The sequence below is a fragment of the Streptomyces sp. JLYT201 genome (genome assembly GCF_059448825.1).
Genome location: NZ_CM182551.1, coordinates 3,917,781 through 3,940,800, shown reverse-complemented (window position 1 = coordinate 3,940,800; position 23,020 = coordinate 3,917,781). Strand labels below are relative to the sequence as shown.

Sequence of the window (23,020 nt, the reverse complement as noted above, 5' to 3'; positions counted from 1 at the left end):
GGCGATAATCCATCCCATGCAGCATCAGCAGAGGTCACAGGCCCGACTGTCGCAGAACAGTGACACACAGGACACGGATCACATCGTGCGGCTGCTCGCCCCGCGCCTGGCGTACTTCGCCGGGGTCGCGCGCACCGAGCACGTCACGCGCGCCGCCCAGGAGCTCCAGGTGCCGCAGTCCACCCTGTCGCGCGCGCTCGTCAGGCTCGAACGGGACCTGGGCGTCGACCTGTTCGCGCGGCACGGGCGCACGGTGTCGCTGACCCCCGCGGGCCGCACCTTCCTCGGCTCGGTCGAGCGCGCGCTCGCCGAGGTCGGCCGGGCCGCCGAGTCCGTGCGGGCCGACGCGGACCCGGCCTCGGGCAAGGTCGCCTTCGGCTTTCTGCACACGATGGGGTCCGAGACGGTGCCCGGCCTCATCCGGGCCTTTCGGGCCGACCACCCGCGCGTGCGGTTCAGCCTCGTGCAGAACTACGGCGAGGCCATGCTGGAGCGGCTGCGCGCCGGGGAGCTCGACCTGTGTCTGACCTCGCCGGTGCCCGACGCGCCCGATCTGGTGGCCCGCCGTCTGGACGAGCAGCGCCTGCGGCTGGTCGTGCCGGACGACCACCGGCTCGCCGGGCGCAAGCGGGTGCGCCTGGCGGAGGCCGCCGACGAGGCCTTCGTGACCCTGGAGCCGGGGTACGGCCTCAGGCGGATCACCGACGCGCTCTGCGCCGAGGCCGGGTTCAGGCCCCGGATCGCCTTCGAGGGGGAGGAGGCCGAGACCCTGCGCGGCCTGGTGGCCGCCGGGCTCGGCGTGGCGCTGCTCCCGCCGCCCGCCGTGGCCCGGCCGGGGGTGGTGGAGCTGACCGTCACCGGGCAGCGGGCGGTCCGCGAGGTCGGCGTGGCGTGGCTGGACGGGCATCCGGACACCGCGCCGGTGGCGGCGTTCAAGCGGTTCCTGCTCAGCAGGCGGGGCCAGTTGCTGCCGCGCTGACCAGGGAGCTCATGACCGTCCGGCGGAATTCCCCAATCGCCCGGTTATGAATAGGACTTGCCAGTAGGACGAGTTGCACATGCTGCAACCAAATAGGTTTTCACTGGCAGTTCGGACAGTTTTATCGATCGAGGTGTTGCGTCACACCCGTAACGCTGGTCTAGGCTCTGATCGATCATCGTTCGATGGGTCTTCAACTTCCTGTGTGGCCATGCCCGTTGGGGGAGTGTGGCCAGGTGCGAGACAAGTGAGGCATACATGGCAAAGAACGACAGATCCTTGGGTCGCAGATCCCTCCTGACCGGTGCCGCCGCCGTCGCCGGTGGGGCGGCCGTCAGCTCGGCCCTGCCCGCGACCGCCCAGGCGGCCCCGCGCACGGCCGCGGCCGCCGACGCCACCTCCGCGACGTCCGACTACATCACCGTCAGCCCCAGCGACCCGCGCTTCCCCGACCTGGTGCGCGGCACCAACCAGCGCTGGGTCGCCAAGCCCGACTACGTCCGCCTCGTCACCACCACCGCCCAGGCGGTGCGGGCCGTGCAGGACGCCGTCACCGCCGGCAAGCGGCTGACCGTTCGCAGCGGCGGCCACTGCTACGAGGACTTCGTCTTCAACAAGGACGTCCAGGTCGTCATCGACATGTCGGGGATGACCCAGGTCTACTACGACAGCGCCAAGAACGCCTTCGCCGTCGAGGGCGGTGCCTCCAACCTCCAGATCTACGAGACGCTCTACAAGCTGTACGGCGTCACGCTCCCGGCCGGCTCCTGTGCCTCCGTCGGCGCGGGCGGCCACATATCGGGCGGCGGCTACGGCCTGCTCTCCCGGCTGCACGGCCTGACCGTCGACCACCTCTACGGCGTCGAGGTCGTCACGGTGGACAAGAACGGCACCGCCAAGGCCGTCGTCGCGACCCGCGACTCCACCGACGCCTCGCTCAAGGACCTGTGGTGGGCCCACACCGGCGGTGGCGGCGGCAACTTCGGCCTGATCACCCGCTACTGGCTGCGCTCGCCCGGCGCCACCGGCACCGACCCGACCAAGCTCCTGCCGAAGCCCCCGTCCGAGGTCTTCGTGCACGCCACGGCCGTCAAGTGGGCCGACCTGACCGAGGCGTCCTTCACCCGGCTGATCCAGAACTGGGGCGCCTGGCACGAGCAGAACTCCGCGCCGGACTCCAAGTACAACTCGCTGTTCGGCCTCCTGAAGCTGAACCAGAAGGCCGGCGCCAACTCCGAGATCGCCCTGCTCACGCAGATGGACGCCACGGTCCCCGACGCCCAGGCCCTCCTGGACGACTACCTGGCCGCGGTCTTCGCGGGCGTGAGCGCCACCCGCCAGGCCATGACCCAGCGCGCGGGCGAGCACGCGGCCATGCCGCAGTTCGCCAAGCCGCGCACGCTGCCCTGGTACATCGCGACCGACTACCTCAGCGGCGGCAACCCCACGCTGTACGGCAAGTACAAGTCGGCGTACGCCCGCAAGGGCTTCTCCACCACCCAGATCAAGGCGATGTACAAGCACCTGACGCGCACCGACTACAGCAACGGTGACGCGCTGGTCCAGATCGACTCGTACGGCGGCCGCATCAACGCCGTCAAGCCCGGCGACACCGCCGTGCCGCAGCGCGACTCGGTGCTCAAGCTCCAGTACCAGACCTACTGGACGAACCCGGCCGACGAGGCCAAGCACGTGGCCTGGATCCGCGAGTTCTACAAGGACGTGTACGCGGAGACCGGCGGCGTCCCGGTGCCGGGCGACATCAACGACGGCTGCTACGTCAACTACCCCGACAAGGACCTCGGCGACGCCGCCTGGAACACCTCGTCGACCGCGTGGAACAGCCTGTACTACAAGGACAACTACGCGCGTCTGCAGAAGGCGAAGGCGGCCTGGGACCCGAAGGACGTCTTCCGCCACGCCCAGTCGATCCGCCTGCCGTAACGGGCACAGTTCCCCGCGCCTCCACTGGAGCGCCCCGAAGGGGCGCGGGGAACTGCGCGACCAGCCACGAAGCACCCGCGGCCGACAGCGAACGGCTCAGCCCCGCAACGTCTCCCCGAAGCCGGAGGCAAGCGGCATCCGTAACCCGATGGGCGGCGGAGCCGCGAGCGCGTCCTCCAAGGGCCGGGCGAAGGCGGCCCCGTACAGCGACCCCTGGACGAAGTTCACAGCGAGGGCAAGCACCTCGTCACGGTGCTGGCTCAGCCGGTGCCCGTCCGAGTGGACCTCGAACCGGCACACGTCCCGGTTCGCCTTCTTCGCCCGCTCCGCGAGCCGGAACGACAGCTCGGGATCGGTCCGCTCGTCGTTCGTGCCGTGCACGATCAGTACCTGCCGCCCCGCCAGCTGCTTCACCGGTTCGGGCGGCGCGGCCACGTCGTCCTCGGGCAGCCACGGCGCGAGCGCGAGCACCGACTGCACGGCGCTGTGACCGGCCGCGCGCAGCGCCGCACGGCCGCCCATGTCGACCCCGGCGAGACACACCGGCACGTCGCCGTAGCGGCGCACCACCTCGTCGGCCGCCCACTCGGCGTCCCGGGCGAGCTGCGCCTCCGCGCCGTTCCAGCCGCTCACGCGGTAGCGCACGACGTGGACCGCGAGCCCGTCGGCGCGCCCGGCGTGGGCGAGCCGCCGCCCGAGACGCCGCACCGCCGGCGCGGCGAGGAACGACGGCTTGCGCGCCGACGTCGCGTGGCCGCCCGGCAGGAGCAGCACCACCCCGCTGACCGTCGAGGGCCGCGCGGCGATCACCCGCCCGAGCCCGGCCGTACGCACCGGTCGCGATGTCGCTTGCTGAGCCATGCCAGAACAGTGTCAGAAGTCCGTGTGGATGCCACCCGTCCGCCTGGTCACTGTTACGTATCGACCGGTGAGTTCTACGCGCGTAGGAGTTAGAGTGCGGAAATGACGAGCCAGATCAGGAAGATCACCGAAGGAAGCGGTCACACGGGCCGTGGCACCGCCCCGGGAGTCCCGGGCTCCGAACAGATCCGCCGCGCGCCCAAGGTCCTGCTCCACGACCACCTCGACGGCGGCCTGCGCCCCGGCACCATCGTCGACCTCGCCCGCGACTGCGGCTACGAGGGCCTCCCCGAGACCGACCCCGACAAGCTCGGCGTCTGGTTCCGCGAGGCCGCCGACTCCGGCTCCCTGGAGCGGTACCTGGAGACGTTCGCGCACACCTGCGCCGTGATGCAGACCAAGGACGCCCTCAAGCGCGTCGCCGCCGAGTGCGCCGAGGACCTGGCCGAGGACGGCGTCGTCTACGCCGAGATCCGCTACGCCCCCGAGCAGCACCTGGAGGCCGGACTCACCCTCGAAGAGGTCGTCGAGGCCGTCAACGAGGGCTTCCGCGAGGGCGAGCGCCGCGCCCGGGAGAACGGCCACCGCATCCGGGTGGGCGCCCTGCTCACCGCCATGCGGCACGCCGCCCGCGCCCTGGAGATCGCCGAACTCGCCAACCGCTACCGGGACTCCGGCGTCGTCGGCTTCGACATCGCGGGCGCGGAGGCGGGCTTCCCTCCCACCCGCCACCTCGACGCCTTCGAGTACCTCAAGCGCGAGAACAACCACTTCACCATCCACGCGGGCGAGGCCTTCGGCCTGCCCTCCATCTGGCAGGCCCTCCAGTGGTGCGGCGCCGACCGCCTCGGCCACGGCGTGCGCATCATCGACGACATCAAGGTCGCCGACGACGGCACCGTGCAGCTCGGCCGCCTCGCCTCCTACGTGCGCGACAAGCGCATCCCGCTGGAGCTGTGCCCGAGCTCGAACCTCCAGACCGGCGCCGCCAGTTCGTACGCCGAGCACCCGATCGGCCTGCTGCGCGAGCTGCACTTCCGGGCGACCGTCAACACCGACAACCGCCTGATGTCCGGCACCAGCATGAGCCGCGAGTTCGAGCACCTGGTCGGCACCTTCGGCTACACGCTCGACGACATGCAGTGGTTCACCGTCAATGCCATGAAGTCGGCGTTCATTCCTTTCGACGAACGCCTCGCGATGATCAATGACGTCATCAAGCCCGGCTATGCCGAGCTCAAGTCCGAATGGCTGTTCCGCCAGACCGCCTCCACCAGCGGATCCGTCGACAGCTAAGCGGATTTTGTACGTCAATGAAGCGGCCGGGAGTACCCACTCCCGGCCGCTTTCGGCTGTTTGCGGCCCCAGCTTGAGGGTGTTTAACGTCGAGCACCGCTCAACGCCCCCGTAGCAAGGACGCATTGAAGATGAAGCAGTCTGCCGTCAAGACCCTCGGTGTCGCCGCGCTCGGTGCCGCCTTCGCCGCCGTCGGCGCGGGCGCCGCGAACGCGGCCCCGGCCACCGTCCCCGACCCCTCCACCGCCCTGGAGACCGTCACCTCGACGCTGCCGCTCGACCAGGCCGCGAGCACGCTGCCCGCCGGTGCGCCCGAGTCCCTCGCCGCCGGGCAGAGCGCGCTCGCGAGCGGCCTCGACGCCACCAAGCCCGCCGTCGAGCACTTCCTCCCCGCCCTGTCCACGCAGACCCTGGAGAGCGCCGCGAGCGCCGCCACCGAGCCGGCCGACGACCAGGGCGAGGACGGCAGCAGGGCCGCCGCGCCGAAGCCCGGCGACCCCGTGAGCCAGCTCCTCGGCGGGCTGCCCACCGGCGAGATGAAGACGCAGGGGCTGCCGACGCAGGGCCTGGGCCTGCCGCTCTGACGGCCGCCGCACACGACTGACGGGGCGCACCCTGGGGGTGCGCCCCGTCGTCGTGCGCGTACGGGGATCACCAGGCGGTCTTGGCCTTGCCGCCCTCCTTCGGCAGCAGGATCCACAGCGCGATGTAGAGCAGGAACTGGGGGCCGGGCAGCAGACAGGACAGCACGAAGATCACGCGCATCGTGGTCGCCGACATGCCGAAGCGGCGGGCGAGGGCAGCGCACACTCCGCCGATCATGCGGCCGTCGGTGGGGCGGGCAAGGGCGGTCATGGTGGCTCCTTCATGGACCGTGGTCGGGTCGTCGGTCGGGCCCCGGCTCTCCGAGGCCCCGATGGCTCCACAGTAGGAGCGCGCGGGGGACGCGGCATCAAGCTACGGAGCGATCCCGACCCTGGGAATCTTCGGGGTCGCCCCCTGAGGGGCCTCCTCCCGCGCCCGGCGCGCCCGGGGGCGTGCGCCGCGGCGGCGCAGCCGGGCCCGCGCCGCGGGCACCACGGCGAGATGGGCGAGCCCTACGCCCACGGTGTTCAGCAGGAGCGAGTCCACGTCCACGACCTGCCCGGGCACCCCGGTCTGCAGCAGTTCGATGCCGAGCGAGAGCAGGGCGCCCGCCGCGACCGTGCGGGCGAGGGAGGCCAGCGGCGACACGTCAAGGCGGCCGCCCACCAGCGGCAGCAGCACCCCCAGCGGGGCGAGCAGCAGCAGCGCGCCGCCGATCTGCCGGACGGCCTGCTCGGGGCCGCGCTCCAGGTCCGCCTTGATGCCGGCCAGCGGCTCCAGGTTCGCCGCGCTCACCCAGGGCACGTCCAGCGGCCGCAGCGTGATCCACGCGACGACCAGGAGGTGCGCGACGAGGAGGACCCCTCCCGCCGCGCGCAAGCGAATGGCGGCACCGCGCCCGCCCGAGCCTTGACGCACGCTCCCCAAGACGCGTCGGGCGGCGGGATCGGTTCCGCGCGAGTAATAAAGGCCGGGCGAACGGGACATCGGGCCCGTCCCGACCGGCCCCTCAGGACTCCAGGGGCCGCGACGGCGGCGGCACCGTGCCGGGCCGGTCCCGGGACTCCGGGGTGCATTCGTAGCGCCGCAGCTGGGTGCCCGCCGGGCCGCCCAGGATGACCGAGCCGCCGTCGGAGGCGGCACTGTCCACGTAGGTGCACACCAGCTGGGCGAGTGCGGCCGTGGGCAGTTCCTGGGGCTGCCTGCTGAGCCGCAGGGCCTCGTTCGGGTCGGCGGGGCGCGGTCCCGCGACCGTGATGCCGCGGCGCAGCTCCGTCGCGTACCCGGCCTGCCGCTCGTCCTCCGACGGCGGTGTGGACAGCTCGTTCAGGAGGGCCTGCGCGATGCGCGCGCGGTCCGTGCCCGTCCGGTCCGTGGAGATGCGCACCGTACGGTCCACGGCGACGAGCCGGCCCGCGCACAGCAGGAAGATCTGCACGGGCACGCCGGCCGCCTCGTCGCGCGCCGAGATCCCGGAGGCCGCCGCCCCGCACGGCACCCGAGAGGGCGCGGCGCCGAAGTCGGTGGGCACCTCGGTGGAGCGGATGCCGCAGCCGGTGAGCACGGTGGCGAGCGCCGCGGTGGCGAGCACGGCGCGCAGCCGTCGCCTGGTCATGTCTCTTCCTCGCCTTCCTCGGAACGGTCCGCCGCCTGCCCGGCCCCGCCGTGCGCCGCCCGCTCCGGCTCCGGCTCCGCCGTCAGCGGCGAGGCGTCGCGGGGCAGCCGCAGCGTGAACACGGCGCCCCCGGCCGCCGAGTTCGCGGCCGTGATCTCGCCCCCGTGGATGTGCGCGTTCTCCAGGGCGATGGACAGGCCGAGGCCGCTGCCCTCCGAGCGCGGCCGGGACGCGCTGGCCTTGTAGAAGCGGTCGAAGACGTGCGGCAGGACGTCCTCGGGGATGCCGGGGCCGCCGTCCCGCACGGAGATGACCAGGCTCTCGCCGTCCAGGCGCACCGACACCTTCACCGGGGAGCCGCCGTGCTTGAGCGCGTTGCCGATGAGGTTCGCGAGGATCACGTCCAGGCGGCGCGGGTCGAGGAGGGCCATGATGCCGCGCTCGGCGTCCAGCTCGACGGCGTCCAGCCAGGCGCGGGCGTCGATGCAGGCCGTGATCTGGTCGGCGATGTCGACGTTGTCCAGGACGAGACGGGCGGTGCCCGCGTCGAAGCGGGTCACCTCCATCAGATTCTCCACCAGGTCGTTCAGCCGCCGGGTCTCGCTGACCACGAGCCGGACCGCGGGCTCGATCATCGGATCGACGCTGCCCGTCTCGGCGTCCAGCTCCTCCTCCAGGACCTCCGTCACCGCCGTGATCGCGGTCAGCGGGGTGCGCAGCTCGTGCGACATGTCGGCCACGAAGCGCCGGCTCGCCTCGTCGCGGGCGCTCATGTCCGCGACCTTCTTCTCCAGGTTCTCGGCCGTCCGGTTGAACGTACGCGACAGATCCGCGAGTTCGTCCGTGCCCGAGACCCTGAGCCGGGTGTCCAGCTTGCCCTCGCCGAGGCGGCGCGCGGCGACGCCGAGGCGGTGCACCGGCTTCAGGACGGTCGTCGCGGCCGCCTGGGCGAGCAGCGCGGAGCCGACGAGCGCGAGCGCCGTGGCGATCGCGAGGGACCAGCCGAGCGAGCTGAGGTCCTTGGCCTCCGGTTCGAGCGATTTGAGCATGTAGCCCGTCGGCCCGCCGCCGACGATCTTCGTGCCGCCGACGAGGTACGGAGTGCCGTGCTCGACGGTGCGCTGCCAGTACAGGTGGTACGGGCTCTTGTTGCCCTCGCCGAGCTGCTGCTTGTTGACGGCGTCGCGCAGCGCCTTCGGCACCTTGGCGAGCGTGAACGCGTCCAGGTCGGAGTAGCCGTAGACCATCTCGCCCTGCGCGTTCTCACCGACCAGGAGCACGCTGTAGCGCTGGCTGCTCTTGGCCATCTGCCCGGCGGCGGCCTGCAGCGCGTCCTGCGTCGGGTTCGGCGGCAGCGCGCCCGCGCGGGTCTGCATCTGCTGCCGGAAGTCCTTCAGCGCGGCGTCCTGCGCCCGTGTCAGGACGGCCTCGCGGTTCAGCCAGTACGCGATGCCGGACGCGGACACCGCCGCCGTCAGCGCCACCAGGGCGAAGACGACGACGAGCCGCAGGCGCAGACTCGTGAAGCGCAGACCGGACCAGATCGCCTTGCGGGCCGCGGGCAGCCCGCGGAGCTTGTCGTGCGGTGGGGTCACTGAGGCGTGTCCAGCCGGTAGCCCACGCCACGCACCGTACGGATCAGCGTCGGCGAGGACGGCACGTCCTCGACCTTGGCGCGCAGCCGCTGCACACACGCGTCCACGAGCCGGGAGTCGCCCAGGTAGTCGTGCTCCCACACCAGGCGCAGGAGCTGCTGGCGGGACAGGGCCTGGCCGGGGCGGCGGCTCAGCTCCAGGAGCAGGCGCAGCTCGGTCGGCGTGAGCTGGAGGTCCTCGCCGTTCTTCGTCACCGTCATCGCCGCGCGGTCGATCACCAGGGAGCCGAACGTCGCCGCGTCGTTCGCCTCGCGCTCGCCGCGGCGGAGCACCGCCCGGATCCGGGCGTCGAGCACCCGCCCCTGCACGGGCTTGACCACGTAGTCGTCGGCGCCCGACTCGAGCCCCACGACCACGTCGATGTCGTCGCTGCGCGCGGTCAGCAGGATGATCGGCAACTGGTCGGTGCGCCGGATGCGGCGGCACACCTCGAATCCGTCGATGCCGGGCAGCATCACGTCCAGCACGATCAGGTCCGGCCGCTGCTCGCTCAGGAGCTTCAGGCCGTCCTCGCCGGTGGCAGCAGTGGCCACCCGGTGGCCCTGGCGCGTCAGTGAGAGCTCCAGGGCCGTCCGGATGGCGTCGTCGTCCTCGATCAGCAACAGGGAAGGCACGAACGTCATTCTGTCCCATGGCGCGGGCGCAGTTCGACTGTTGGCAGGCGTCTCACACCGCACCCACACGAGCGAACGCCGCCGCTGATCTTGAACAGGGCCCGGTGGACCCCTGTGACAGGCCTGTGACAGTCGGCGGACACCGCCATGAAGTCGCTCGTGCAGAGTTTTGGGCACACGGAAATCCCAGACTCCACGACGGGGGGCGCGAGATGAACACGCTGCACAGCACCAGCTCGAGCGCAGTTGTCACGCGTCTGCACGACCTGGGGCGGAGTTCTGAGAAGCACGAGAAGTCCGGTGCCGTGAGCGGGCGGGGGTGCGCTCGCGGCGCCGGGCGTCAGCACACCGCAGCTGCGAAGCAGGGCCGCCAGGCCTATATGACGGTGGTTGACGCGCTCAAGGGCGGCGGTGACGGGGGAGCTCACGGGGGAGCCGCGTACAGGGAGGCATCGGGGGAGCAGGCGTCCCGCTCGGAAGCGGAGTTCACCGCTTACGTCCAGGAGCGCCGCGCCTCCCTGTACGCCACCGCCTACCACCTGACCGGCGACCGCTTCGAGGCCGAGGACCTGCTGCAGAGCGCCTTGTTCTCGACGTACCGCGCCTGGGACAGGATCAGCGACAAGGCCGCCGTCGGCGGCTATCTGCGGCGCACCATGACGAACCTGCACATCAGCGCCTGGCGCCGCCGCAAGCTCAACGAGTACCCGACCGAGGAGCTGCCGGAGACCGTCGGCGACACGGACGCGATGCGCGGCACCGAGCTGCGCGCCGTCCTGTGGCAGGCGCTCGCCCGGCTGCCCGAGCTCCAGCGCACCATGCTGGTCCTGCGCTACTACGAGGGCCGTACGGACCCGGAGATCGCGGACATCCTCGACATCAGCGTCGGCACGGTGAAGTCCAGCATCTGGCGCTCCCTGCGCCGCATGCGCGAGGACGAGGTCCTCAGCTTCGGCCGTGACCAGGAGGAGTCCTTCGGCGAGTTGGTCGCTTGAGGATGAGGGGGGACCACGGGGGAAAGCACGGGGGCCGTCGCTCCTAGGGGGGAAGCGGCGGAAAGGGAGGGGAACCACGGGGGACCACGGGGATCGGGGGATCTCCGGGGGGCAACACTGCGGGACCGGAAGGCCGGGGGGTCTTTCCGGTCCCGCGCTTTTCTGCGCCTGAACCGGCGCCGCTCTCGCGGACCAAATTGCTCGCCGCGGGGGCTGCTCAATTGATGGTCGCGGTCTTCTTCGCCTTGATATGCCGCCCAGCGGCGGCCGCGGCGACGCGGCCCAGGGCCTCCTCCTTGCCGCACGCGTGGGCGCCGAGGGCGGTCTGGCGGGCCACGATGGCGCGTTCGGCGCGCATCAGGCGCCAGCCGCGGCGCAGCAGGAACGGCACGGACTTCCGCCCCTCGCGCAGATCGCGCAGGAGCCGGCGCCGGAACGTCGTCGACGGCCGGCCGCGCAGGCAGATCGCGTCCGCGAGGACGCCGAGCTCCCGGCAGCGGTCCACGATGTCCGCGGCGAAGATGCCCTCGGCGATGAACAGCGGCGTGCGCTCGATGTCGAGCGCCTCCTCGCCGACGCGCGCGCTCGTCGCGATGTCGTACACCGGTACGCGGGTGCGGCCCGTGCGGCACAGCTCCTCGATCGCGGCGACCGCGACGTCCGCGTCCCAGGACCGGGGCGAGTCCCAGTCGATGTCCGAGCTGCCCTCGACCAGCGGCAGCGAAGGGTCGGTGCCCTCCTTGTAGAAGTCGTCGAGGCACAGCACGGGCAGCCCGCTGCGGGTGGCGAACGACGACTTGCCGGAACCCGAAGGCCCGGTGAGCAGGACGACGCGCGTGGGTATCGGAGGATGGGAACCCAATTCTATGAACCTTTTCACCTGCGGTTGTGCCGACCGGTCGGACATTTGCGTCGTTATCGACCCTGCTGGGCCCTGTTCGAGCCTGCTCGCTTCGTGGGGCATTATCCCCACTGGGGCGACCGCGGCACGCATCGGCTCCGGCCGCCCGTGCGCGGACCTTCCCGCCGTCTACGGGCGGCCTGAGGCGGTGGTGCGCTCGGCGCGTCGGGCCACGGCGCGCAGTACCTCGATCCTGATGTACGCCGCCCCGCCCAGCTGGATGAGCAGCCAGTAGGCACGGAAGGCGCGCCGGGCGCGGGCGTCGGTGGAGTGCACCCGGGTCTCGAACGACAGGAGGGAGCCGCCGGTGCCGGTGTCGGGGGCGACCCGCAGGCTCAGGGCCGCTTTGGCCCAGCCCGGTTCGTCGAACGCGACGAAGGCGCCCGCGTCCCCCGGGGCGACCGGGGCGGGCTGGGGGCGGGGCTTCCAGAACCGGGCGACCATGCCCTTGACCAGTTCCTCGCCCTCCACGGTGACCAGGGTGGGCGTGGGGAAGCTGTCGACGAACGGCCCCTCGACCCGGCCGCGGCCACCCAGGCGCAGTCGCATCAGCGTCCGGTACACCGGCAGTTCCCCGACGGTGACCTCGGTCAGTGCCCGCCACACGGTCGCCGGATCCGCCGCGATCCGCCGGGCGAACCGGGAGCGCAGGTCGTAGGCGGGCAGCAGACGGTCGAGTTCCATCGCATCACTCCGGAGGGATCGAGTCCGGCAGCCGACCCTCGCCCGGTCCGACACGCGGGCAGGGCCGGGACCCGCAAAGCTATCGGCCCGCGTGTGCGGCGGCCGGGCGGCGCTCCGGCGGGGCGGGCTTTGGTGGGAATGTGCTCGCACAGCTACGCTGCGTGCGCGAACGGTTACTCATGGAGAGCTCGTTAGGCGGTCCACATGGTCCAGATGGCGCGAAACCCAGCTCGGTCCGCGGCGCGGAACGCCGCGTCGACGTCGCCCTCCGCTCCCGCGCGGGCGCTTCTGCGGGCGGGCCTCACGGTGTCCGCGGCGGGGGCCGTCCTCGGTGTCGGCGCGGCGGGGGCGAGCGCCGCGGAGGCCGCGCCGCCGCCCGTCGCCTCGCAGGCCGGGGGCCTGGGGAACCTGGACGTGCAGGCGGCCGCCGCGGCCGTGGGGCCCGCGCTCGGGCCCGCGAAGCGGCTGAAGCTCGACCCGTTGGCCGGGACGGGCGTGGATCCGCTGGACAACGCGGTGGGGACGCAGGTCGCCGACTTCCAGCCGGTGAGCACGGGCATGGCGACGGGGCCGCTGACGCAGGGCGGGGCGCTCGGCGACCTGCCGGTGGTGGGGACGGTGGTCGGGGCGCTGCCCGGCTGAGGGCCGCGTGGGGGCCCGCCCGGCTGGGGGGCGCGCCGGGGTGCTGCCTGGATAAGGGGGCGTGTCTCCCCGCCCGCCTCACGGGGCGGGCGGGGAGGGCCCGTCTCAGTACGAGGAGCCGGACGCGCCCAGCGAGCCCGTGGGGTGCCAGACCGTCTTCGTCTCCAGGAACGCGGTGAGGCGCTCCGTGCCCGGGGACGCGGTGAAGTCCGTGTCCACAGCCTGTGGACGCAGCACGCGCTTCAGATTGTCCGCCGCCGCGACCTCCAGGTCCTTCGCGAGGTCCGCGGCGGTGCCCGTGAGGTCGATGGCGTTCACGTCCTGGTGGGCGGCCAGCGGGGCCGCGAGCTCCGCCGTCCGGCCGGAGAGGATGTTGACCACGCCGCCGGGGACGTCGGACGTGGCGAGCACCTCGCCCAGGGACAGGGCGGGCAGCGGGGCCTTCTCGGAGGCGATGACGACCGCCGTGTTGCCCGTGGCGATCACCGGGGCGAGCACGGACACCAGGCCGAGGAAGGACGACTCCTGGGGCGCGACCGCCGCGACGACACCCGTCGGCTCGGGGGTCGAGAGGTTGAAGAACGGGCCCGCGACCGGGTTCGCCCCGCCCGCGATCTGGGCGATCTTGTCGGTCCAGCCCGCGTACCAGACCCAGCGGTCGATCGCCGCGTCGACCACCGCGGCGGCCTTGGACTTCGACAGGCCCTCGGCCTCGGCGACCTCGCGCACGAACTGCTCGCGGCGGCCCTCCAGCATCTCGGCCACGCGGTAGAGGATCTGGCCGCGCAGGTACGCCGTCGCGTTCGACCAGCCGCCGAACGCCTTGCGCGCCGCCACGACCGCGTCCCGCGCGTCCTTGCGGGACGACTGCGGGGCGTTGGCCAGCCACTTGCCCTTCGCGTCGGTCACCTCGTACACCCGGCCGCTCTCGGAACGCGGGAACTTGCCGCCCACGTACAGCTTGTAGGTCTTGAACACCGCAAGTCGGTCAACCGTGCTCATCTATCGCTCACCCTTCGGGTTCGACGGGGCGAGGTACGCCTCCAGGCCGTGGCGGCCGCCCTCGCGGCCGAAGCCCGACTCCTTGTAGCCGCCGAAGGGCGAGGTCGGGTCGAACTTGTTGAACGTGTTGGCCCAGACGACCCCGGCGCGGAGCTTGTTCGCGACGGCGAGGATGCGCGAGCCCTTCTCCGTCCAGATGCCCGCGGACAGGCCGTACTGCGTGTTGTTCGCCTTGGCGACGGCCTCGTCCGGCGTGCGGAAGGTGAGGACCGAGAGGACCGGGCCGAAGATCTCGTCGCGAGCGATGGTGTGCGCCTGGGTGACGCCGGTGAACAGCGTCGGGGCGAACCAGTAGCCCGCGGACGGGAGTTCGCAGGCCGGGGACCAGCGCTCGGCGCCCTCCGCCTCGCCCTGGTCGGCGAGCGCGCTGATGCGGGCCAACTGCTCGGCGGAGTTGATCGCGCCGATGTCGGTGTTCTTGTCGAGCGGGTCGCCCAGGCGCAGCGTCGAGAGCCTGCGCTTGAGGGAGTCCAGGAGCTCCTCCTGGATCGACTCCTGGACCAGGAGGCGCGAGCCCGCGCAGCAGACCTGGCCCTGGTTGAAGAAGATGCCCGTGACGATGCCCTCGACGGCCTGGTCGACGGGGGCGTCGTCGAAGACGATGTTGGCGCCCTTGCCGCCCAGCTCCAGGGTGAGCTTCTTGTCGGTGCCCGCGACCGTGCGGGCGATCTCCTTGCCGACGGCCGTGGAGCCGGTGAAGGCGACCTTGTTCACGTCGGGGTGCGCGACGAGGGCCGCGCCCGCGTCGCCGTACCCGGGAAGGATGTTGACGACGCCCTTGGGCAGGCCCGCCTGGCGGCAGATGTCCGCGAAGAACAGGGCGGACAGGGGGGTCGTCTCGGCGGGCTTCAGGACGACCGTGTTGCCGGCCGCGAGCGCCGGGGCGATCTTCCAGGCCAGCATCAGGAGCGGGAAGTTCCAGGGGATGACCTGGCCCGCGACGCCGAGCGGGCGCGGGTTCGCGCCGTAGCCCGCGTGGTCGAGCTTGTCGGCCCAGCCCGCGTAGTAGAAGAAGTGCGCGGCGACCAGCGGGAGGTCCGCGTCGCGGGTCTCCTTGATCGGCTTGCCGTTGTCGAGGGTCTCCAGGACGGCGAGCTCGCGGCTGCGCTCCTGGATGATGCGGGCGATGCGGAAGAGGTACTTCGCGCGCTCGGCGCCGGGCAGCGCGGACCACTTCTCGAAGGCCTTGCGGGCGGCCCTGACCGCGCGGTCGACGTCCTCCGCGCTCGCGCGCGCGACCTCGGACAGGACCTCTTCGGAGGACGGCGAGACCGTCTTGAAGACCTTGCCGTCGGCCGCATCGGTGAACTCGCCGTCGATGAACAGGCCGTAGGAGGGGGCGATGTCGACGACCGAGCGGGACTCGGGAGCCGGTGCGTACTCGAAAATCGATGCCATGGCGATCAGTCCACCGTCACGTAGTCAGGGCCGGAGTAGCGGCCGGTGGCCAGCTTCTGACGCTGCATCAGCAGGTCGTTGAGCAGGCTGGAGGCGCCGAAGCGGAACCAGTGGTTGTCCAGCCAGTCCGCGCCGACGGTCTCGTTCACCAGGACCAGGAACTTGATGGCGTCCTTCGTCGTGCGGATGCCGCCCGCGGGCTTCACGCCGACCTGGACGCCGGTCTGCGCGCGGAAGTCGCGGACGGCCTGAAGCATCAGCAGGGTGTTGGCGGGCGTCGCGTTGACCCCGACCTTGCCGGTCGACGTCTTGATGAAGTCCGCGCCCGCGATCATGCCGAGCCAGCTCGCGCGGCGGATGTTGTCGTACGTCGACAGCTCGCCGGTCTCGAAGATGACCTTGAGGCGGGCGTGCTCGCACGCCTCCTTGACGGCGACGATCTCCTCGTACACCTTCAGGTAGTCGCCGGACAGGAACGCGCCGCGGTCGATGACCATGTCGATCTCGTCGGCGCCCGCGGCGACGGCGTCACGGACGTCCGCCAGCTTCACGGCGAGGGCGGCGCGGCCCGCGGGGAACGCGGTCGCGACCGAGGCGACCTTCACGTCCGAGCCCGCGACGGCCTCCTTCGCGGTGGCCACCATGTCCGGGTAGACGCAGACGGCGGCGGTGCGCGGGGTGCCGCGGTCCGTCGGGTCGGGGTGGACGGCCTTGGCGCCGAGCGCGCGGACCTTGCCGACGGTGTCGGCGCCCTCCAGGGTCGTCAGGTCGATCATGGAGATGGCCAGGTCGATGGCGTACGCCTTGGCCGTCGTCTTGATCGACCGCGTCCCGAGGGCGGCGGCGCGGGCTTCGAGGCCGACCGCGTCCACGCCGGGCAGGCCGTGCAGGAAGCGGTGCAGCGTGGCGGCCGACGTCGTGACGTCGGCGAAGGGGGTGCCGGCGGGCGCGGCCGCCCCGGCTGCCCCTGGGGGTGATGTCGTCGTCGGCATAGTCACGAGGGGAGCATATCTACGCGCGTAGCGGCCTGTACAGGGGCGGGGCGCCCGCGCCCGGCGTCCGGACCCCGGTGCCGGGCGGGCCGCCGTGCCGGGCGGGCCCCGTGCCGAAGGGCTCGGCGAAGCGCTCCGGCACACACGCATCCAGTTCGTACCGCGAACGTCAGCAGCTCGCGGTACGAACTTCAATGCGATGTGAGGGCGGTCACTTCAGGCCGTTGTCCAGTGCCGTCATGAGGGTGCCGTTCGGGGTGTCGCCCGACATCTCCCAGACCATGCCGCCGAGCAGGCCCTTCGACTTGACCCAGGCGGTCTTCTTGCCGATCGACCAGGTGTCGTCGAAGCTCCACCACTGGCCGTTGTTGCCGGTGTAGCCATAGGTGGAGACGGACTGTTCGTCGTGGTACACGGTCATGTTCGGGACGCTGGTGATCAGGTTCTGGTAGCCCCTGGTGCCCGCCTCCTCCGGGAACTGTCCGGGGGCCGCGCCGTTGGCCGACTGCCACTCGCCCTTGACGCCCCCGTCGGCGACCTCCTTCCAGCCCCGGCCGTAGAACGGGAAGCCGATGGTGAGCTTGCGCGGGTTCACCCCGGCGTCCAGATAGGTCTTGATCGCCCTCTCCATGCTGAAGTCGAAGGAGTAGGGGTCCTGGGCGTCGCGGTACAGATTGGCCTGGTGGCCGGTGCGCTTGGGCTCCCAGGAGTCGTCGCTGCCCGAACCGTGGAAGTCGTAGCCCTGGACGTTGGCGAAGTCCAGGTACTCGAAGATCTTCTTGATGTCCCAGCCCGCCTCGATCTTCGCCGGGTCGGCCGGGGTGAACGCGGTCAGGAGCTTGTGGCTGCCGCCGGTGGCGTCCAGCTGCTTGCGGAACTCGGCGAGCAGCGCCGTCAGATTGGCCTTGTCCGCCGGGCCGTAGTGGTTGCCGGGGTGGCCCTCGGAGCCCGGCCACTCCCAGTCGATGTCGATGCCGTCGAAGATGCCCGCGCCGGTGCCGGGGCCGCCCGCGCCGTTGTAGACGGGCAGGTTGCCCTTGATCCAGGTGTCGACGCAGGACTTCACGAACTTCTCCCGGGAGGCGGGCGTGGCCGCCGCGTCGGCGAAGAACTTCGAGAACGTCCAGCCGCCGAGCGAGACGACGACCTTCAGGTGCGGGTACTTGGCCTTGAGCTTCTTCAGCTGGTTGAAGTTCCCGCGCAGCTTGCCCCAGCCGTCGTCCGCGACCCCGTCCACCGACTGCGCGGCGGAGAAGGCGCGGCCGTAGTCGGCCTCGGCGTCGCCCGCGCCGGTGCCCTCGTCCGGGTCCTGCGGCTTGCCGGAGACGCCCTTGACCACGCCGGCCAGGCAGGTGTGGTTGACCGGGTCGACGTTCTCGAAGGCGTAGTTGATGACGTCGAGCTTGGCCGCCTGGCCGGAGGTGTCCAGGTTCTTCACGAAGTGCTGGCGGCCGTAGATGCCCCATTGGGCGTAGTAGCCGACCGTGAGGTGGTTGCCGGGCCCTGCCGCGTCGTCCGTCGTGACGTTCACGGCGTTCGAGGCGGCCGACTCGTTGTCGGCGGTGTCACGCGCCTTGACGGTGAAGCTGTAGGCGGTGGCGGGGGTCAGGCCCTCGACGGTCGCGGTGGTCGCCGAGGCGGGGACGGTCTTCGCGAGCTCCTTGCCGCGGTAGACGTCGTACGCGGCCACGGCCACGTTGTCCGTGGACTTCTCCCAGGCGAGGGACGCCGAGACCTGGGTCTTGCCGGTGGCGCGCAGATTGCCGGGCGCGGTCGGCGGGGTCGGGTCGGTCGACGGGTCGACGGTCGTGGCGCTGACCGGCGGGCTCTCCGGGCTGGTGTTGCCGCGCCGGTCCTTGGCGCGGACGGTGAAGGAGTAGCGGGTGGCGGGCGTCAGATCGGTGACGGTCGCGCTGTTCGTCGCCGAGCTCGCGACCACGGTGGTGCCGCTGAGCACCTCGTACGTCGTGACCGGGTAGTCGCCCGCGCCGGCCGGGGGCCAGGTCAGGGAGATGGTGCGCGACGTGGTGGTGGTGACGGTCGGGGTGCCGGGCGCGGTCGGGGGCTTGTCCGGCGTGCCGTCGCACTTGTCGCCGTTGATCGTGCAGCCCGTGGGCGTGCCGATCGGGCCGCGCGCGGTGAACTGGTAGCTGTACGGCTCGGTGGAGCCGCCCGCGGGGACACGGCCGTTGTAGTACGCGTTCTTCACGGTGACGTGGCTGCCCGAGACGGTCGCCTCACCGTGGGTGTGGCCGCTGACGGTGACGCCCGGCGGCAGGTCGAACTCCAGGGTCCAGCTCGCGGACGCGGTGGTGCCGCCGTTGCGGACGATGTACTTGCCCTGCCAGGACGCGCCGCTGCCCTCGGTGCTGAAGGCCGCGGTGAGGCCGCCCGCGGCGATGGCGGGGGCCGCGGAGAGGGCGGTGAGCAGGGCCGCGGGGAGCAGCAGGGCGGCGAGCAGCGCGGCGGTCCTGCCGCGCAGGGCTGCGGCCGCTCTTCGTAAGAGTCCGGGCGTGCTGGGTGTTCCTCTTCCGGTGGGGGTCATGGTTCTCCTCGGGGGTGGGTCGTTGCGGGTGACTCCTCGGGTGCGTACGGGGGGTTCGTGTGGGAGGGGCCGTGCGGCGCCGGGCCGCCGCGCCGCCGGGGCGACAGTTAGGCGTACATGACAACCCTCGACGGTACTAGGTCTGGACCAATCGCCATACCCCCGCCGCGCGCGGCGGCCGTGAACGCGTCAGGCAGAATCAGCCGTATGACGAGCGACCCGCAGCCCACCCCGGCGGAGCCCACCCCCGCGTACAAGGACCGCGTCTACCGGTCCCACGCGGCCATCGCCGGCGGCGTCATGCTGCTCGCCATCGGCGCCTGGCTGGGCATCGACGCGTTGATCAGGGGCGAGGGGCGCACCCCCTGGGTGGCCCTCGCCGGGCTGCTCCTCGCGGTGCCGCTCGTCGTCGCCTACACCGTGCGGCCCGCCGTGTACGCGAGCGAGGACCGGCTGCGCGTCCGCAACCCCTTCCGCACCATCGTCCTGCCGTGGGGCGCGATCTCGGGGCTCCGCTCCGGGTACTCCAACGAGGTCTTCACGCAGGACGGCACCAAGTACCAGCTGTGGGCCATCCCGGTGTCCCTGCGCGGCCGCAAGAGGGCCGCGCAGCGGCACGCGCGGCAGGTCGCCTCGGACGACCCGGCCGCGAGCCTGACGCGCCCCGGCACCGGGCACGAGAACACGCGCACACCCGGCGACCAGGCCATGGACGACCTGCGCGAGATCGCCGAGCGCCGCGAGGGCGCCGAGGCCGCGCAGGGCGAGCCGCTGGTGCGCTGGGCGTACGAGATCCTCGCCCCGAGCCTCGCGGGAGCGGTCGTCCTGGCCGTCCTGCTCGCGACCGGCTGAGCCCGCGGGACGTGGGGAGCCGGACACGGCCGCTGCCGTGTCCGGCCGGGCGGCGCTCCGCAAGGGGGGGAGCGGAGCGCCCGATCCGTCGGCTCCCGCTGGGGGGCCGGGGAGCCGCCGGACAGCGCTTCCATAGTGCGGCATCGTTGTCCGGCCGCGGCCGCCGGGGAGCCGGGCGGGCGCCAACTCCCGGGGAACCGGACCGGATTCAGCACGGCCGCGGCCGGGATGCAGTGGGCACCCATGCGCCGGGGCACGCCCCCGGACCGGCCGAGCGCCCCCGGACCCCCGATCCCCAGGCCCCCCGGCCCCGGCCCCGGGCCCGGCCGCGCGCCTCACGGCGGGCCCAGCCACACCAGGAGCATGTGCCCGCCGAAGGCCGCCGACGTCAGGGACGCGCCCAGCAGGACCGGCACCACCACCCGCGCCCGGGCCCGGGAGAGCGCGAGCGCCACCGGAAGGAGCAGCGGAAAGCCCGGCAGCAGGAACCGTGCCCGGGGGAAGTACACCCCCCGCGAGCCCAGCACGATCGCGAGCAGCAGGCCCGTGAACACGAGCAGCGGCAGCGGCTGTTCGCGCCCCGCCACCGACATCGCGAACAGCACGAGCGCGCCGCACAGCACCAGCGTCACCATCACCAGGAACAGCTGCGGCCGCTCCACGACGAACAGGCTCTTCATCCAGCGCAGCGTGCCGACGCCGCCGTCCCACTCGTTGTGCCACCACTTCTGCACCGCGAAGTAGCCGTCCCAGCGGCCGAGCCTGACCCCCACCCAGCCGACGTACCCGAGCCAGCCCAGGGGCGCGAGGACGGCGCCCGCGAGCGCGGCCGCCGAGAAGCGGCGGCGCAGTGCGAGCAGGGCCGTCACGGTCACCGCGGCGGCGAGCGCGATGCCCGTCGGGCGGGTCAGGCCCGCCAGCGAGGCGAGGGCTCCCGCCGCCACCCAGCGCCCGGTGAGGACCGCGTACAGGCACCACGCCGCGAACGCCGTGAACAGGGACTCCGTGTAGCCCATCCACTGCACGAGGGCCACCGGCAGGCACGCCCACAGCAGCACGAGCAGCACCCCGGTCCGCCGCCCGTGCAGCCGGTCGCCGACCTTGAAGATCCCCCAGGCCGCGAGGAACGAGGCCGCGCACGCGATCGCCAGGCCCACTGCGCCGCGCGGCGCGGGCACCAGGTGCTCGCCCGCCCGGATCAGCAGCGGGTACAGCGGGAAGAACGCCAGGTTGTTCGCGTCGAAGGTGTGGCCGAGCGTGTCCGCGTAGCCGTGCTCGGCGATCTTCAAGTACCAGTCGCAGTCCCAGGACTCGGCGAGCAGGTGCCAGACGCCGCGGTGCTCGTGGCGCGCCCACAGGACGAACACCAGCAGACCGCAGACGCGCACCGCCGCGTACGCCAGGAGCGCCGGGGCCGCGTGCCGCAGCGCGGCGACCGCCCGCGCGCGCGGGCCGCGCGGTGGCCGGGCGACGGGACGGGAGCGGCGCGACGCGGGGACGCGGGACGGCGTGTCGGCGCTGCGACCGGAGAGACGGGCGAGGGGTCCGTACGGCACTGCGGCTCCCGGGCGTGACGAACGAGAAGGTGCGCTACCGGTCGGACCCTTCCTGGGTTGACCGGCAGCGCACCTGCACGCTGCGTCAGTTGCCGCGCGGAACCACCCGTACGGGTGGAGCCCCGGGCTCAGATTCCGGCCGCCTCCGCGAAGTCCCGCTTCAGGGCGGCCAGGAGCTCCGCGGCCCGCGCGTGGGCCGCGGGCAGGCCGGGGCGGTCCGCGACCGGCACCACGACCTCCAGATAGCACTTCAGCTTCGGCTCGGTGCCGCTCGGGCGCACGATGACGCGCGCCCCGTCGAGGGTGTAGCGCAGCCCGTCCGTGGGCGGCAGCTGTGCCGAGCCCTCGGCCAGGTCCTCCGCGCGCGTCACCGCGAGTCCGGCCAGGCGCGCCGGCGGCTGCTCGCGCAGGCGCCGCATCGCGGCCGCGATCAGCGACAGGTCCTGCACGCGCACCGAGAGCTGGTCGGTGGCGTGCAGTCCGTGGGCGAGCGCCAGGTCGTCGAGGAGGTCGAGCAGCGTGCGGCCCTCCTCCTTCAGCTCCGAGGCCAGCTCGGTGATCAGGAGCGCCGCCGTGATGCCGTCCTTGTCGCGGACGCCCTCGGGGTCGACGCAGTAGCCGAGCGCCTCCTCGTAGCCGTACCGCAGGCCCTCGACGCGGGCGATCCACTTGAAGCCCGTGAGGGTCTCCTCGTAGCCGAGGCCCGCCGTCCGCGCGATCCGGCCGAGCAGCGACGACGACACGATCGACTCGGCGAACACGCCCTCGGCCCCGCGCCGCACCAGATGGGCCGCGAGCAGCGCGCCCACCTCGTCGCCGCGCAGCATGCGCCAGGCGGAGCGCTCGGCGTCGGTGGGCACGGCCACCGCGCAGCGGTCCGCGTCCGGGTCGTTGGCGATCACCAGGTCGGGCCGCGCCTCGCGGGCCGTGGCGAACGCCAGGTCCATCGCGCCCGGCTCCTCCGGGTTCGGGAACGCCACCGTCGGGAAGTCCGGGTCGGCCTCGGCCTGCGCGGCCACGAGCACCGGCTCGGGGAAGCCGGCCCGCGCGAAGGCGGCGAGGAGCGTGTCCTTGCCGACGCCGTGCATGGCCGTGTAGACGGTCCGGGCGGTCCGGGCCGAGCCCGGGGACAGGACCGCGTCCGTGCGCGCCAGATACGCCTGGAGGACCTCCTCGCCGAGGACGTCCCAGCCGGACTCCGGGCGCGCCACGTCGTGCAGGCTCGCCACCGCGTCGATCTCCGCCGCGATCTCCCCGTCGGCGGGCGGCACGATCTGCGAGCCGTCGCCCAGGTAGACCTTGTAGCCGTTGTCACGCGGCGGGTTGTGGCTGGCCGTGACCTCCACGCCCGCGACGGCGCCCAGATGCCGTATGGCGAAGGCGAGGACCGGCGTCGGCAGCGGCCGGGGCAGCACGGCGGCGCGCAGCCCGGCCCCGGTCATCACGGCCGCCGTGTCCCGCGCGAAGTCCGCCGACTTGTGGCGGGCGTCGTAGCCGATGACGACCAGGCCGCCGGTGTGGCCCTTGCCCTTCAGATAGGCGGCCAGACCCGCGGCCGCGCGGATCACCACGGAGCGGTTCATCCGCATCGGGCCCGCGCCCAGCTCGCCGCGCAGCCCGGCCGTGCCGAACTGGAGCGTGCCGGCGAAGCGGGCCGCGAGGTCGGCCAGGACGTCCGCGCCGTCCGCCGCCCCCGCGATGAGCTTCGCCAGCTCCTCGCGGGTGTCCGCGTCCGGGTCCTCGTCGAGCCACGTCCGGGCCCGGTCGATGAGTACGTCGTGCTCCTGGTGGTCCTGCACGTGTGGTCAGCCTCTCCGTGAGGGGGGTCGTACGCCTGGGGGCGG

Annotated in this window: 21 protein-coding genes; 7 read left to right on the top strand and 14 right to left on the bottom strand. The window is 72.5% G+C overall.

All coding sequences use genetic code 11. The annotated features are described in order from the left end of the window. Nucleotides 1–16 precede the first annotated feature (16 nt). Together AC5WAM_RS15840 and AC5WAM_RS15835 are read left to right on the top strand one after the other, a co-directional pair. A complete protein-coding gene (locus AC5WAM_RS15840; RefSeq protein ID WP_138961475.1) occupies nt 17–979 on the top strand; it encodes a LysR family transcriptional regulator in 963 nt (320 codons plus the stop codon). Nucleotides 980–1,237: 258 nt separating this feature from the next. Next, nucleotides 1,238–2,923, top strand: a complete 1,686-nt coding sequence (locus tag AC5WAM_RS15835) for an FAD-binding oxidoreductase (protein WP_495522948.1) — start codon at nt 1,238–1,240, stop codon at nt 2,921–2,923. A 96-nt stretch (nt 2,924–3,019) separates the two neighbouring features. Here AC5WAM_RS15835 and AC5WAM_RS15830 read toward each other — a convergent pair whose 3' ends face one another. Next, nucleotides 3,020–3,784: an alpha/beta hydrolase gene (locus AC5WAM_RS15830; RefSeq protein WP_495522947.1), complete on the bottom strand. Its 765-nt coding sequence runs from the start codon at nt 3,782–3,784 to the stop codon at nt 3,020–3,022. A gap of 102 nt (nt 3,785–3,886) precedes the next feature. On the opposite strand from AC5WAM_RS15830, the gene AC5WAM_RS15825 reads away from it, so the two are divergent. Together AC5WAM_RS15825 and AC5WAM_RS15820 are read left to right on the top strand one after the other, a co-directional pair. Further along, on the top strand, nt 3,887–5,080 hold the full coding sequence (locus tag AC5WAM_RS15825; protein ID WP_366789298.1) for an adenosine deaminase: 1,194 nt from the start codon (nt 3,887–3,889) through the stop codon (nt 5,078–5,080). Between the two features lie 131 nt (nt 5,081–5,211). Next, nucleotides 5,212–5,664, top strand: coding sequence for an ATP-binding protein (locus AC5WAM_RS15820; RefSeq protein ID WP_495522946.1), 453 nt, complete (start codon nt 5,212–5,214; stop codon nt 5,662–5,664). Between the two features lie 67 nt (nt 5,665–5,731). Here AC5WAM_RS15820 and AC5WAM_RS15815 read toward each other — a convergent pair whose 3' ends face one another. From AC5WAM_RS15815 to afsQ1, 5 genes are all read right to left on the bottom strand, one after another. Next, nucleotides 5,732–5,935 (bottom strand): PspC domain-containing protein, encoded by a 204-nt coding sequence (locus tag AC5WAM_RS15815; RefSeq protein ID WP_495522945.1) that lies wholly within the window; start codon nt 5,933–5,935, stop codon nt 5,732–5,734. A 102-nt stretch (nt 5,936–6,037) separates the two neighbouring features. After that, on the bottom strand, nt 6,038–6,544 hold the full coding sequence (locus tag AC5WAM_RS15810) for a VanZ family protein (RefSeq protein ID WP_495522944.1): 507 nt from the start codon (nt 6,542–6,544) through the stop codon (nt 6,038–6,040). Between the two features lie 130 nt (nt 6,545–6,674). Next, entirely contained in the window at nt 6,675–7,280 is a 606-nt protein-coding gene (locus AC5WAM_RS15805) for a hypothetical protein (RefSeq protein WP_495522943.1), read from the bottom strand. Then, complete coding sequence (locus tag AC5WAM_RS15800) at nt 7,277–8,875, bottom strand: ATP-binding protein (protein WP_495522942.1); 1,599 nt, start codon at nt 8,873–8,875, stop codon at nt 7,277–7,279. The genes AC5WAM_RS15805 and AC5WAM_RS15800 overlap by 4 nt, the downstream gene beginning before the upstream one ends. Beyond that, entirely contained in the window at nt 8,872–9,549 is a 678-nt protein-coding gene (gene afsQ1 / locus AC5WAM_RS15795) for a two-component system response regulator AfsQ1 (protein ID WP_030562528.1), read from the bottom strand. The genes AC5WAM_RS15800 and afsQ1 overlap by 4 nt, the downstream gene beginning before the upstream one ends. A 212-nt stretch (nt 9,550–9,761) precedes the next feature. Between afsQ1 and AC5WAM_RS15790 the strand changes: the two genes are divergently transcribed. Beyond that, the gene (locus tag AC5WAM_RS15790) at nt 9,762–10,544 is read left to right on the top strand and encodes a SigE family RNA polymerase sigma factor (RefSeq protein ID WP_495522941.1); all 783 of its coding nucleotides are present in this window, start codon (nt 9,762–9,764) and stop codon (nt 10,542–10,544) included. Nucleotides 10,545–10,761: 217 nt separating this feature from the next. Here the strand turns inward: AC5WAM_RS15790 and AC5WAM_RS15785 are convergent, their stop codons facing one another. Further along, nucleotides 10,762–11,406, bottom strand: coding sequence for a uridine kinase family protein (locus AC5WAM_RS15785; protein WP_172383413.1), 645 nt, complete (start codon nt 11,404–11,406; stop codon nt 10,762–10,764). Nucleotides 11,407–11,574: 168 nt separating this feature from the next. Continuing rightward, nucleotides 11,575–12,129 (bottom strand): hypothetical protein, encoded by a 555-nt coding sequence (locus AC5WAM_RS15780; RefSeq protein ID WP_495522940.1) that lies wholly within the window; start codon nt 12,127–12,129, stop codon nt 11,575–11,577. A gap of 213 nt (nt 12,130–12,342) precedes the next feature. On the opposite strand from AC5WAM_RS15780, the gene AC5WAM_RS15775 reads away from it, so the two are divergent. Further along, nucleotides 12,343–12,771, top strand: a complete 429-nt coding sequence (locus AC5WAM_RS15775) for a hypothetical protein (protein WP_495522939.1) — start codon at nt 12,343–12,345, stop codon at nt 12,769–12,771. 105 nt (nt 12,772–12,876) lie between these two features. Here the strand turns inward: AC5WAM_RS15775 and AC5WAM_RS15770 are convergent, their stop codons facing one another. The 4 genes from AC5WAM_RS15770 to AC5WAM_RS15755 form a co-directional block, all read right to left on the bottom strand. Next, on the bottom strand, nt 12,877–13,773 hold the full coding sequence (locus AC5WAM_RS15770; protein ID WP_495522938.1) for an aldehyde dehydrogenase family protein: 897 nt from the start codon (nt 13,771–13,773) through the stop codon (nt 12,877–12,879). Next, nucleotides 13,774–15,231, bottom strand: coding sequence for an aldehyde dehydrogenase family protein (locus AC5WAM_RS15765; protein WP_495522937.1), 1,458 nt, complete (start codon nt 15,229–15,231; stop codon nt 13,774–13,776). Between the two features lie 5 nt (nt 15,232–15,236). Beyond that, nucleotides 15,237–16,229, bottom strand: a complete 993-nt coding sequence (gene deoC / locus AC5WAM_RS15760) for a deoxyribose-phosphate aldolase (RefSeq protein WP_495522936.1) — start codon at nt 16,227–16,229, stop codon at nt 15,237–15,239. Between the two features lie 205 nt (nt 16,230–16,434). Beyond that, nucleotides 16,435–18,768 carry a glycosyl hydrolase family 18 protein gene (locus AC5WAM_RS15755; RefSeq protein ID WP_495522935.1) on the bottom strand — a complete coding sequence of 778 codons (2,334 nt, stop codon included), beginning with the start codon at nt 18,766–18,768 and terminating at the stop codon, nt 16,435–16,437. Between the two features lie 207 nt (nt 18,769–18,975). On the opposite strand from AC5WAM_RS15755, the gene AC5WAM_RS15750 reads away from it, so the two are divergent. Next, entirely contained in the window at nt 18,976–19,620 is a 645-nt protein-coding gene (locus AC5WAM_RS15750; protein WP_366789310.1) for a PH domain-containing protein, read from the top strand. Between the two features lie 335 nt (nt 19,621–19,955). Here AC5WAM_RS15750 and AC5WAM_RS15745 read toward each other — a convergent pair whose 3' ends face one another. Then, the gene (locus AC5WAM_RS15745; RefSeq protein ID WP_366789311.1) at nt 19,956–21,176 is read right to left on the bottom strand and encodes a glycosyltransferase family 39 protein; all 1,221 of its coding nucleotides are present in this window, start codon (nt 21,174–21,176) and stop codon (nt 19,956–19,958) included. A gap of 128 nt (nt 21,177–21,304) precedes the next feature. Beyond that, nucleotides 21,305–22,975, bottom strand: coding sequence for a phospho-sugar mutase (locus AC5WAM_RS15740; RefSeq protein WP_495522934.1), 1,671 nt, complete (start codon nt 22,973–22,975; stop codon nt 21,305–21,307). Nucleotides 22,976–23,020 lie beyond the last annotated feature (45 nt).

Excerpts from the sequence above, each read along its gene's own strand:
- AC5WAM_RS15775 (WP_495522939.1), top strand. The coding sequence starts at position 12,343 with ATGGCGCGAAACCCAGCTCGGTCCGCGGCGCGGAACGCCGCGTCGACG.
- AC5WAM_RS15765 (WP_495522937.1), bottom strand. The coding sequence starts at position 15,231 with ATGGCATCGATTTTCGAGTACGCACCGGCTCCCGAGTCCCGCTCGGTC.
- AC5WAM_RS15770 (WP_495522938.1), bottom strand. The coding sequence starts at position 13,773 with ATGAGCACGGTTGACCGACTTGCGGTGTTCAAGACCTACAAGCTGTAC.
- AC5WAM_RS15820 (WP_495522946.1), top strand. The coding sequence starts at position 5,212 with ATGAAGCAGTCTGCCGTCAAGACCCTCGGTGTCGCCGCGCTCGGTGCC.
- AC5WAM_RS15750 (WP_366789310.1), top strand. The coding sequence starts at position 18,976 with ATGACGAGCGACCCGCAGCCCACCCCGGCGGAGCCCACCCCCGCGTAC.
- AC5WAM_RS15830 (WP_495522947.1), bottom strand. The coding sequence starts at position 3,784 with ATGGCTCAGCAAGCGACATCGCGACCGGTGCGTACGGCCGGGCTCGGG.
- AC5WAM_RS15835 (WP_495522948.1), top strand. The coding sequence starts at position 1,238 with ATGGCAAAGAACGACAGATCCTTGGGTCGCAGATCCCTCCTGACCGGT.
- AC5WAM_RS15805 (WP_495522943.1), bottom strand. The coding sequence starts at position 7,280 with ATGACCAGGCGACGGCTGCGCGCCGTGCTCGCCACCGCGGCGCTCGCC.
- AC5WAM_RS15840 (WP_138961475.1), top strand. The coding sequence starts at position 17 with ATGCAGCATCAGCAGAGGTCACAGGCCCGACTGTCGCAGAACAGTGAC.
- AC5WAM_RS15790 (WP_495522941.1), top strand. The coding sequence starts at position 9,762 with ATGAACACGCTGCACAGCACCAGCTCGAGCGCAGTTGTCACGCGTCTG.
- AC5WAM_RS15780 (WP_495522940.1), bottom strand. The coding sequence starts at position 12,129 with ATGGAACTCGACCGTCTGCTGCCCGCCTACGACCTGCGCTCCCGGTTC.
- AC5WAM_RS15755 (WP_495522935.1), bottom strand. The coding sequence starts at position 18,768 with ATGACCCCCACCGGAAGAGGAACACCCAGCACGCCCGGACTCTTACGA.
- AC5WAM_RS15825 (WP_366789298.1), top strand. The coding sequence starts at position 3,887 with ATGACGAGCCAGATCAGGAAGATCACCGAAGGAAGCGGTCACACGGGC.
- AC5WAM_RS15815 (WP_495522945.1), bottom strand. The coding sequence starts at position 5,935 with ATGACCGCCCTTGCCCGCCCCACCGACGGCCGCATGATCGGCGGAGTG.